Below are 11525 nucleotides of genomic sequence, written 5' to 3' on the forward strand. Positions count from 1 at the left end.
TGACTCCTTGGGTGGATGGGCGTGATCAGAGACAGCGGCGTCGGCGCGCCGTCAATGGTTCACGCCATCTGGTTGCTATTGATGGGGGCTGCTTTTCTGGTGTCCGACGCGCAAAGTGACCAGGAGCGTGGGCAGCACGATGAGGACGAGCAGGGGTTGCACAATCAGACCGGCGATGATGCCGATGGCGAGCGGCTGGAGCATGGCGGAGCCTTCGCCCAGACCCATCGCCAAGGGCAGCAACGCGAGGATTGCCGCGAGGGTGGTCATGAGGATAGGCCGCATGCGGTTGACGCCGGCGGCGATAAAGCGGGCGGCGGGATCGTCGGCGGCGGGCAGGTCGTGGTATTCGGAGTAGTAGAAGATGGCGACTTCGGTGACGATGCCGACGATCATCGTCATGCCCATCATGGCGGTGATGTTCAGTTCCGTGTCGGTGAACCAGAGGCCAATGAATACGGCGGCGAAGCCGACGAGGGTGGTAATCATCATGGCGATGGCGGCTCGGAAGCTTTCATAGAGGAACAACAGGAGCGTGAACACCAGCGCGACGGCGGAAGAGAAGACGATCAGTAATCCGCGGAAAGCGGCGACCTGTTCAGCGTAAAGACCGCCAAGCGTGTAGTAAGTTCCGGCGGGGAGGACGCCGGGGCGGGCGAGAACGCCGATGATGTCGTGGAGGGTCGAGCCCATGTCTCGGCCGGTGATGCGGGCGGTGACGGCGACCATGCGCTTCAGATCATCACGCATGATCTGCGGCTGGCCGGTGACGACCTGGACGCTGGCGACGCGACTGAGGGGGAACAGATGCCCATCGGGTGCCCGCAGGCGCAGGTGTTCCAGATTGCTGACCGTCGTGCGCTCGCTTCTGGGTATCCATACGCGCAGGCCCACCATGGCGGGGCCTTGCTGGATCTGCGTCGTGACGATTCCGCTCAGGTCACTGCCGAGCATGTCGGTAATCGAAGCCGGCTCCACGCCCTCCAGCGCTGCCTTCACGCGATCCACCCGCACCACCATCGCATCGCCGGCCAGCACGATGCCGTCTTTGACATCGACGACGCCGTCCACCTTCCCGATGGCATCGGCGACCTGCGGCGCGGCGGCTTCGAGGAGCTTGCCGTCATCCGAAAAGATCTTGATTTCGATCGGCTGCGGCACGGCGGTCAGGTCGCCGATCAGATCCTCCATGAGTTTGGCCAGTTCGATCTCCAGGCCGGGTACGCGATGTTCCACCCGCGTGCGAATGTCATCCATCACATCATCAAGTGATCGGCGCGGCTGCGGCTTGAGCTTGATGAAAAAGTCGCCTTCGTTCGCCTCGGTCAATCCGCCGCCGAGTTGCAGGCCGGTTCGTCGGGAGTATGTCCGCACTTCAGGCACGGACTGAATGATGGATTCAAGCTCGCGCAGCATCCGGTCGGTTTCGGTCAGCGACGTGCCCGGCTCGGCGACGTAATCGAGGATGAATCCGCCCTCGTCCATCGACGGCATGAATCCTGTGCCGACCTGCTGATAGCCGAAATACCCAGCGCCGAGCAGCGGAATGATCGCCAGAAGAATCAGCCACGGTCGGGGCAACAGGCGTCGCATCGTCCATTGATAGACGCGGTGCATGCGGTCGGTGATCGGGCCTCCCTCTTCTTCGTCGGCGTCATGCTGGCGCAGCAGATGCGTCGCAAGCAGGGGCACTGCGAGCCATGCAATGACGTACGAAATGATCAGACTCGCCGCCATCGTCAGCGATAGCGCCTTAAAAAATGCGCCGGTGACACCGGTCAAAAACGCCAGCGGCGCGAAGATGATAATCGTCGAGGCGGAGGAACCGGTGAGCGGGCGTGTGAACTCGGCGGCGGCGGCGTTGACGCGATCGTGATAGTGCCCGCTTCCACCGCGAAGGCGTCGGATGATGTGTTCGATCATGACGATGGCATCGTCGATGATCAGCGCAACGGCCGCCGCCATGCCTCCGAGCGTCATGATGTTGAAACTCATGCCTAGCGCGTACAGCAGCAGTACTGTGATCGACAGCACCATCGGCACCGTCACGGCGGCGATCAGTGTCACCTTAATATTCCGTAGAAAAGCCAGTAGAATCAGCGCGGCCAGCCCCACCCCGATCATCACCGCATCGCGCACGCTTGTTGCCGACGCCACGATCAATTCACTCTGATCGTACCATTTGGCGATGCGCACATCCTTGGGCAATCGCTCCCGAATCTCCGCCAGCTTCGCCGCCACCTCCCGCGCGATCTTCACCGTGTTGCCGCCGGGCTGCTGGTACACCTGAAACAGCACCGCCTCATGTCCGTCGGCCGTGACGCGGGTCCATTGCGGCATGGCGCCGCGTGACACGGTGGCGACGTCCTCGAGCCGCACCAGTCCGTTGTCCCCGCTGCGCAGCACTGTCGCGCCGATCTGATCGAAGGCCTCAAATTGCGTGTCGGCGAGAATGAGGTAGAGCTTGTCGTGGTCTTCGGTGCGGCCGACCGCCGAGACGATGTTCGCCGCGGACAGCGCCTTGGCCACATCGTCCAGACTCATCCCGTGCGCGTCGAGCCGGGCCGGATCGACGATCACCTGATACTCCGCCGTCTGCCCGCCCTGCACCAGCACCTGTGACACGCCGCGCACCGTCGAAAGCACGGGGCGAATCTGATAGAGCGCCAGATCACGCTGCGCCACTAATGACTGCGTATCCGATACCAAGCTGAATCCAAGCACGGGAAACACCGTCGGATCCATCCGGCGGACCTCGAATTCCGCCCCCGCCGGCAGCGAGCCGACAATCTGATTCACCGCCGACTCGACCTGGAGCATCGACGACACCATGTCCCGACCCCAGTCGAAATTGATCGACACCTCCGCGCTGCCCCGACTCGTGGCCGACCGCACGCTCCGCACGCCCGGCACCGCACGCACCGCCTGCTCCACAGGCCAAGTCACCTCGATCGCCATACGCTCCGCCGGCCGGTCCCCTGCGTCCAGACTCACCACCACCCGCGGGAAATCCACATGCGGAAACAACCCCACCGGAAGATTCAATCCGCCGTACACTCCCGCCGCTGCCAGCGCTGCCAGCAGGAACAGAATCGATCGATGGTGCGAATGAGCCCAGCGGGCGAATTTCATTTTCCACCCTCCACTTCCACTGCCATGCCGTCGGTCAATTGATAATTGCCGCTGACGATGATCGGCTCGCCTTCATGCACATCGTCGCTGATGATCTGCACGCTGTCCTTGCCCTCAATTCCGAGATTGACGGCGTGTTTCACCGCACGGCCTTGCTCGATGCCATAGAGACTGAACCGCCCCTCATCAAGCAGTACTGCCGAGCGCGGAGCCGTTAGAGCGTCGGCGGTACTGACCACAATATGTCCGCTGACATAGGCATTGAGCAGCAGACTTGTTCCCTCTGCGGGCATGACGAACACGTCAATGAGGCGCGTCTGCGGATTAACGCTGTGTGAGATCATCTGGATGCGCCCCTCGATGGGTTTACCGCCCGCCTCGTTGACGGGCGTGATCTCAATCACATCATCGACTTTCAGCAGCGGCGTGACATCACTCTCCACACCCAGACGAACCATGATCTGATTTCGACCGATCGTCTCGACGAGCATCGTCCCTGCAGGCACGATCTGCCCCGCTCGCGCCGCGAGCTGACTGATCAATCCGGGGGCGTCGGCGTGAAGGGTCATCGCATCGTCGATCCCGCGGGCTTTGAGGCTTCGTACCCGCGCCTCGACTGACGCCGCCATCTGTTGTGCTGCAATGATCTCCGATTGCGTCGCGAGCTTGAGCTTGAGGCGATCTTCCACGAGCTTGAGCTGACGCTGCGCCGCATCGCGGTCGCCGATGGCCTGCTGAAGCTCAAGCTTCGCATCAGCACTCGGCTCAACTTCGACCAATGGCGTATCCGCTTCGACGGCTTGCCCTTCGGTGACCAGAACCTTACGGATGTGGCACTCAAAAGGCACGCTTAACGTATGCGCCTCGCCCACAGCCGTCGTCACCGAGCCGTAGGCCGTGATCGTCTGTTCGACGCGGCGGCGCTGAAGCAAAGCGGTCTGAACGCGCACCACTGGTGAGCCCTCCACGGAGGGCTCGTTGTCGGAGGCGGGTGCGGCCGGAGGCGCCCATTGATGCGTGAGATATGCACCGATGACGCCGCCGATCAACATCGCGGCGATGATGCCGACAATACGAGCGCTATTCATCAATGATCCTTTTCCGATGGGGGTTGTGCAGGTGCCGGCGGAGTTGCGTCAAAATGCGTCAGCCCGCTCGCCAGTTCCAGAGCAATTTGCGATTCGACAAGCTGCTGCCGGAGCGCAAGAACGGAGATAAGCTGATCATTCAGACTGTTCCATGCGGCGTAGTAGCTAAGGACATCGGCCTGACCGTGATCGACCGCCGCACGATACGTCCGTACGAGCTGGCGCAAAGTCGGTTCAGCAGCCCGAGCGTCCGCGATGCGATGATTGAGCGCCTTGATCTGATCAAGAAGCGTCACCACATCCGCACGGGCGTTGAATACGCGATCGGTGTATTCATCAAAGAGCTTTTGACGCGTGGCTTGCTCCATGGCGATCTGGCCCTGATTGTGATTGAAGATGGGCAGATCGATGGTCAAGCCCGGGCCGTCGGTGATGACGTTGCTCGTGTCACGAGCGTGATTAAGCCCGAGATTGATTTGGGGAAACTGTTGAAAGATCGAGCTGCGCACCGCCGCTTCCTGGCTTTCATACCCATGACGTAGGGCGACAAGGTCCATTCGGTTGTCCTGCAACTGATCGAGCAGACGCTCAGCGGCGGGTGGATCGAGATGCATCGGCAGTTCTACGCCACTCCGAATCGCGATGGTGCGATCCGGCGGCATGCCCAGTAGTCGGTTGAGGAGGAGCCGCTGCTGATGCGCTTCACTCTGAGCTTCGAGCACTTTGGCGTGGGCTTCGCGGCTGGCGCTTTCGGCGGCGCTGCGGTCTAGTTCCGTCATCAGTCCTTTGTCGCTTGCCAGTGTGATGAGACGCAGGTTCTCACGCAGACGCCGATCATTGTCGCGCGTCAGAGCCGTCTGCATTTCAAGGCCGATGAGCCGATAGGCGGCGAGCTTCGCCGCCTGGGCTGTCTGCCATTCCTGATATGCCACATCCAGATCAACCGATTCGACTTCCTTCTTCGCCGCCTCCGCTCGCCATGGATTGAATAGCTCTCGAAGGTCCCAACTCAGCCCCAACCCATAGCCCACAAAAGTGTCCGCAATGTTGCCGGCGGTGGGAACATCTACGCCTGCCGTCAACTGTGGATTCGGCAGCAGCTTCGCCTCAATCAGCTGAGCCTGCGCGAGCTGTCGGCGGTCGCGCTCCGCTCGCAAACTCGGATTCACCAGCACCGCGATGACCGCTAGCTGGTCCGGTGTGAAGCCTTTGGCCTCATCAATCTCCACTGGCGCAAGCATTGGATGCACCAGCGACTCCGCGTCAACCCGAAGGGCTTCAAACGCCGGTGGTCGCAGTGCCGCGTCCACCCCTTCGCTGGTCAGTGGTTGAGCGTGATACGACGCACAACCGGTTATCAACACGGCGCAGATCATGATGGTTCGCTTCATGGGTGATCTCCACGATCAGGTTTCATCGCATCTGGGGACAAATCCGGCACGTGCGCAGTCACCTCAAACTCTCCACCTCGCTCGCACCGGACATTCACCGTTCCGCCCATCAGCCGAACAATCTGTCTGCACAGCGGCAGGCCCAGACCGCAATGTCCGGCTGCGCCGCCGCTACGCGACGCCTCCACCCGCCAGAAGCGATCAAAGACATGCTCCGAATCCATTGCCTCAATCTCGCAGCCGACATTGACCATATACAACGATGTCCGGCCATCGGCTTGCGAAGCCGCCACTTTGATCGATCCGTTGGGATCGGCATATGTCACTGCGTTCTCGAGCAGGTTCCTTAACACGACTCGAAGCTTTGACGCATCCGTCATCATCATCACTCCCGCTGTTCCCGATCGCGTCATTGTCAATCCTCGCATCTCGGCGGTGTCGCCAAGCTCGCGCCAACAGTCATCGAGAAGTGAATCAAGTTCCACCGATTCGATCGTCAATTTAGTCTGTCCTGCTTCCAGCCGCGCCATCGCCAAAAGGTTCTCGACCATTGTCTGCATCTGTGCGCTGATGGTCAGACACTGCCTCAGGTCGTCACGATAGCTTCGAGCTTCGCGCGGCTGCGACAGTGACACCTCCAGCGTCGACCGCAAACCGGCAAGCGGTGTGCGCAGCTCGTGCGCCACGTCCGCCAGAAGCGTTCTTTCCCGCAGAAATGCCGCGTCAAGCCGTGCCAGCAATTCGTTCAACCGAGTGACGACCGGCACAAGCTCCCGCGGCGTCCCTGGCAAATCGATCGCTTCGGCCAGCGCCCGTTCATCAATTTCCTGTATTCGCTCCGACAGCGCCTTTGCGGGTCCTAATCCCGCTCGCACCACCATCGTCAGCACACCGATGAGCACCACAACCGTCACCAACCAGATCGAGGCCAGCAGCATTCGCAGATTCGCCAAGCTCTCGTCAATGAGTCGTGTTGTGTGCGCGAGCGCCAGGGTGAGGGTGGGCACTTCTTTCGGCGAGATGCCCACGTGCTGGCCATCGTGATCCTCCGTTTGGGGACGAACCATCACCTGCACCAGCCGGCCCTTGCCGCCGTCCGGCAGCACCACCGTGCAAACCCATGCCTCATCGGATATCAATTGACGGTCATACGGGAACACCCGTGGGTAGACAGTCGCGGATGCGCCTTCGGCTCGAATCGCTTTCGGCTGGTCGATCAGATCTCGTCCATTGAGTGAAGGCGATCGCGCCAGCACCGCGCCGTCCTTGTCGAACACCTGGTAATACGCGCCGCCGTCGGGCGACAGGAACTGGGGGCTGCGTAGGTTGTCGAGTTCGAGATCGATGCCCTGCGGGCCGATTTCAAAACCGCTGGTAATCGCATGTGCCTCGTCGACCAGCGAAGCGTCGAGCTGGCTGTACAGCCGCGCCTGAACCATCCAATACAGCGCCGCTGACGCGGCCAGAAAGACGAGCGACACACTGAGCATCGAGCCGATGACCAGGCGCGATTGCAATGACCGAGGCGCTCGATTCATCGTAAATCCTCGAGCATATAGCCGAGTCCCCGTCGCGTCTGGATCGGACTGGCGCGTCCCGGGCGGTCGAGCTTCTTACGCAGATATCCGATATAGACGTCCACGACGTTACTCGTCGCGTCATCGTGAAACTCATAGAGGCTTTCCCAGATTTCAGTGCGTGTCACGACGCTGCCAGCTCGGAGGGCGAGCAGTTCCAGCAGCGCGTACTCACGGGCGGTCAGTTCAATCCGGCGCCCGTCGAGCTGGGCGTGCTTGGCGGCGGTGTCGATCTTCAAATCCCCGACCACCAGCACGGTGCCCTTCTGTTGATACTTGCGTCGCACCAGCACCCGAATCCGAGCCAACAACTCCTCAAACGCAAACGGCTTCACAAGGTAGTCATCAGCTCCAGTGTCGAGCCCCGTGACGCGGTCCGACACGCCATCACGTGCCGTCAGAATAAGTACAGGATTGTGATACTCGCCATCGCGCAGTTTTCGCAGCACCGTCAATCCATCGATTTTTGGAAGCATCAGATCAAGCACCACCACGTCATAAGACCCGCTGCGCGCATACCACAATCCCATCTCGCCATCACCAGCGCTGTCGACAGAAAAGCCCGCTTCGCTGAGCCCTTTGACGAGCGATTGACGTAGCGGCACGTAATCTTCAACAACCAGTATTCGCATCAGTCCTTATCGGTGTCGAGTTTCTTGGACAACAGCGTCCCATCCGGTGCGATCTCGATGTCATACGGCTTGCCATCAATGGTCACATCGGCGGAGTAGATCATCTTACCGTCTTCCGTCTCCTGCTCGATCTCAGTGATCTTCCCGCCTCGCGCTTCCTCCAGCAGTGTCTTTTTCACCGGGGCCGGGAGTTGTTCGATCGTGATGGGTTTCCCGTCGTCCTCCTTGTCTTTGTGGTCCTTTTCATTGTCTTTTTCTTCCGCGAGCGCGACAGCCCCGCCCGAGCCGGCCGTCTGCGGTCGAGCCCAGGCCGAAGTCGGCAGGCGATCGGCAAATACAAAAATCGTGATAGCGGTCAGCAGCAGCATGGCGCGTGTCATGGCAAATCTCCAGCGTCGTGGGTTGCGATGGCATTTCGGGGTCGGAACATCCGACTCCATCGGACGATGTCATCGTTGATGGAGCCAAATGTAGGAAATGCACTATGAGAATAGCATGAGAATTTCACATGCGATCCCCGCGGCATTCGTCATCGAAGAAATTTGGGATATTCAGGCCGGCCAGAATCTCCAGATCGCGATAGATCGTGCGTTCGAAGACGTCCAGTTCGTTTACCAGCGACGCCGCGTTAAAACTCGGCCCATGCGTTCATTCATGCAGCCATCCTCGCGCCCCCGATTGGGGATACGTCCCCAATCACACCGGCGCGCCGACCCCACGCTTTTTCGACCTCCCGGTGCGCCGCCGTTCCCGCCTCAAAATCGCACCATTTTCGCCCATTTTCCGCATGAACCGCGCACCGGACGGCCCGGTGCGCACAGCAACGAAGCCCCCGGCGCGCCCGGTGCGCGGTCGAATAAGGACTTACGAAAACGCATGCGCACGGCCGCGTCCGATTCGTCATCCCGGTGCGCGAATCGCGAAACATCCGTGCGCCGAGTGGGGAATATCACCCAGCCGCTCCATTCAATTGCCGTCCGGTTTCGTCGTGTCGACATCGGGGCTGGGCGGGATGCGCCATGTCTCGATCGCGTCGGGCTCGGCGGGATTGAAGTCCGGCGGATCACTCCGAAGATGTTTCGCCAATTCAGGAACGGTTTCGCGGATGCCATGCACGACGCATCGCGCCAGTTCGTAGCTTCCGTAAGCGTTGTGGTGCGTGCCGTCCTGAAACGCCGCGCCGATCCGATCGCCCATCGCCCATCGCCCGATACAGCGTCACGCCAATCGTGTTCAGATCAATCATCGCCGCATCCTCCCCTCGCTCCGCCGCCCTCAATGCGGATCGTCGAGATACTCCCACGCCTCATCAACCGTCGGCCCGGAGGCGGACAGATTGCGATTGGGATCGGCCAGCAGCGGCGTCCCCGCCCGGTCGAACACGTAAGTCACCGACCCATCCGTGTACGCCGCATTGACCCCATCGCCATGCGCGCCGATTACCCGCCCGCCGCCGGCGATGTTGTCGCTGTAGAGCGCGATGCGGCGTCGCGCCTGTCCGAACGTCGCGCCGACGTAGGGCTTATCCTCCGCAAATCGACGCCGGTTGTACCAGGCACGCAGATTGACCCACATGCTCCGGGCCGGCCAGTAGTAGTAGTTGTAGCTCGTCGCATCGCCCTGACTGTCCATCAGATGTTCATTGCCGTTGACTTCGATGTTGCCCCAGATGCCGGGTCTGGACGAAGGGCATCGCAGCACCGCATCATGGTGCCAATCGGAAAAGTCGTAGTATTCGATGAGCAGTCCATAGTTGACGGGTTGATCGCGGGGGGCGCCGACGCTTTGCCGGTCGAACATGAAATACGTCAGCCCCGAGTTGTTGACCTGCCACGCCTGCGTTCCGATGCAAGGCAGATGCAGTTTGTTGTCGGACGCATACATGTACCCGCCCAGATAATTCTGCCGCACGTTGGAAGCGCAGACCACGCGCTTCGCCGCCTCGCGCGCCTTGGTCAGCGAAGGCAGGAGGATGGCGATGAGCAGCGCGATGATCGCCACCACGACGAGCAGCTCGATGAGCGTAAAGCCCTGCGGATCGCGGGTGCGACAGTCGCATTGCGCGGCGATCTGGGCCTGTGCGTGTTTCATCTTCGGCGCATCATCAGAAGCGACATCAGCGTCAACCCCGCCGGCAGCGCGGCGGGCGCGGGCACGGCGGTGACTGGAGCGGCCAGATTCTGACCCGCCGCATCGATGTAGATATTGTCCACCACGATGGCGCTGTCTGTACCGCCCCCGTGTGCGAACAGGAAATTGGTCAACGCGGCCGTGCCGGTTTCGTCATTGCGGAAGGCGAAGCTGGTCTTGACGCCGGCGTTGGCGGTCAACTGCGTCTGGGTCGCGAACGCGCCGCCCTGAATGTACGCCTTGAACGTATCGGAGCTGTTGTTGGCGACCATCCAGACGCTGTACCAGATATTGGCGGCGACGGACTGGTCGAGCGTGACGAACGAACCGCCGTCGCGCGCGACGAATGCGCCGGCGGCGTCGATGGCGATCTGGGGGCGATAGCTGTTGAAGGTGTTGGACACGAGACTGATCGACGCGTCCGCCAGGCCGAAGGACGTGCCGGGCGTCGTGACCGAAGCGTTGAACTGGAAGTAGACGGTGCCGGTGGATCCGTTGTTGATGGATGCGACGGTCTTGTAGGCCGCGGTGCTGGTGGAGCCGCTTTGCAGGGCCTTGTCGGCTGGACTGGCGGGCGCGGCGGAGGTGACATCGACCGAGGCGTCGGAGGCGGTCCATCCGTTCTGCCCGTCGACGCCGCCGTCGGTCAGCGCGTTGAAGTTCTCGACAAGGACGAACGCCGCGCGGGCCTGCGTGCTCAACATCAGCGTTGCCAGCAGGCCGACGATCAGCGTGAGTTGTCGCGATGGGATTCTCATCATTTGCTCCTTTGTGCAGGTTGAGTGGGCGGGGAGGATTGATCTGGTGATTGCGAAGGGGAGGCGTCCGGCGGCGTGACAACAAGGCCGTACATGCCGGCGATGGTCGGGTCATTCTCGATGGCGCGCGGCCCGAGCGTCACCACGCCCGCCGCATCCACCCGCCGACGCCAGACGCTGTACGCCAGATCGCGATCCTCCGACACGAACTGGCCCTGTTCGATCGAAAGCGTCACGGTCCACGGCGTCTGTTCAAATGCCTCGGTAAGCCATTGCGGCAGCGGCGCCCGCGGGTTCCAGAGCACCCACACCGTCGCCGGCCCGTCGAGCGTCAGCTTCACCGACAAATGCGCATCGGATTTGTCCTCGTTGGACGTCTGCACGAAGTCGGCGCCGCGCAGGATCGGCGGACAGGTCGGGGCATTGACGCCTTGCCATGTGTAATCGCGGTCAATGTACGCCTTGGCGCCATCGACGAATCCGCCGCGCACGATCGGGTACTTGGCGCGGCGGCTGGTCGTCGCCGACACGAGCATCGTGGGCGGCAACAGCGCGCCGTCGCGAAGGGCGACGTGCTGACCGGCGGTGAGAATGCGCGGATCGAGGCGCGGCGACTGGACGCGCACGGCGCCCCTGGTCACGAGGACGTCGATGCTGTGCCCGTCGCTGACGTTCACGTCGAAGGCGGTGCCGAGGTCGACGATTTCGACGCCGCCGGGAAGATCGACCGTGAATCCGCGCGCTTCGGGTCGCACCAGCGCGCTCAGTCCGCCGCGCATCAGCCGCCCTCGGTTGACGCCGGTCATTTCAAATTCGC

10 protein-coding genes are annotated in these 11525 nt (G+C 61.6%); all 10 read right to left on the minus strand.

Annotated elements, in window-relative coordinates:
- Window positions 1–75 precede the first annotated feature (75 nt).
- Window positions 76–3132 carry an AcrB/AcrD/AcrF family protein gene (locus tag GC162_20340; GenBank protein ID MBI1370990.1) on the minus strand — a complete coding sequence of 1019 codons (3057 nt, stop codon included), beginning with the start codon at window positions 3130–3132 and terminating at the stop codon, window positions 76–78.
- Window positions 3129–4220, minus strand: a complete 1092-nt coding sequence (locus GC162_20345) for an efflux RND transporter periplasmic adaptor subunit (GenBank protein ID MBI1370991.1) — start codon at window positions 4218–4220, stop codon at window positions 3129–3131. Before GC162_20345 ends, GC162_20340 begins: the two co-directional genes overlap by 4 nt.
- Window positions 4220–5611: a hypothetical protein gene (locus GC162_20350; GenBank protein MBI1370992.1), complete on the minus strand. Its 1392-nt coding sequence runs from the start codon at window positions 5609–5611 to the stop codon at window positions 4220–4222. Before GC162_20350 ends, GC162_20345 begins: the two co-directional genes overlap by 1 nt.
- Window positions 5608–7149 carry a hypothetical protein gene (locus tag GC162_20355; GenBank protein MBI1370993.1) on the minus strand — a complete coding sequence of 514 codons (1542 nt, stop codon included), beginning with the start codon at window positions 7147–7149 and terminating at the stop codon, window positions 5608–5610. Before GC162_20355 ends, GC162_20350 begins: the two co-directional genes overlap by 4 nt.
- Window positions 7146–7820, minus strand: a complete 675-nt coding sequence (locus tag GC162_20360; protein ID MBI1370994.1) for a response regulator — start codon at window positions 7818–7820, stop codon at window positions 7146–7148. Before GC162_20360 ends, GC162_20355 begins: the two co-directional genes overlap by 4 nt.
- Window positions 7820–8200 carry a hypothetical protein gene (locus tag GC162_20365; GenBank protein ID MBI1370995.1) on the minus strand — a complete coding sequence of 127 codons (381 nt, stop codon included), beginning with the start codon at window positions 8198–8200 and terminating at the stop codon, window positions 7820–7822. The genes GC162_20360 and GC162_20365 overlap by 1 nt, the downstream gene beginning before the upstream one ends.
- Window positions 8201–8786: 586 nt before the next feature.
- Window positions 8787–9017, minus strand: coding sequence for a hypothetical protein (locus GC162_20370; protein MBI1370996.1), 231 nt, complete (start codon window positions 9015–9017; stop codon window positions 8787–8789).
- Window positions 9018–9095: 78 nt separating this feature from the next.
- On the minus strand, window positions 9096–9911 hold the full coding sequence (locus tag GC162_20375) for a prepilin-type N-terminal cleavage/methylation domain-containing protein (GenBank protein MBI1370997.1): 816 nt from the start codon (window positions 9909–9911) through the stop codon (window positions 9096–9098).
- Window positions 9908–10708: a hypothetical protein gene (locus tag GC162_20380; protein ID MBI1370998.1), complete on the minus strand. Its 801-nt coding sequence runs from the start codon at window positions 10706–10708 to the stop codon at window positions 9908–9910. Before GC162_20380 ends, GC162_20375 begins: the two co-directional genes overlap by 4 nt.
- The gene (locus GC162_20385) at window positions 10708–11514 is read right to left on the minus strand and encodes a hypothetical protein (GenBank protein ID MBI1370999.1); all 807 of its coding nucleotides are present in this window, start codon (window positions 11512–11514) and stop codon (window positions 10708–10710) included. The genes GC162_20380 and GC162_20385 overlap by 1 nt, the downstream gene beginning before the upstream one ends.
- Window positions 11515–11525: the final 11 nt, after the last annotated feature.

It is taken from the genome of Planctomycetota bacterium, assembly GCA_016125255.1.
Taxonomy (GTDB): domain Bacteria; phylum Planctomycetota; class Phycisphaerae; order Phycisphaerales; family Zrk34; genus RI-421.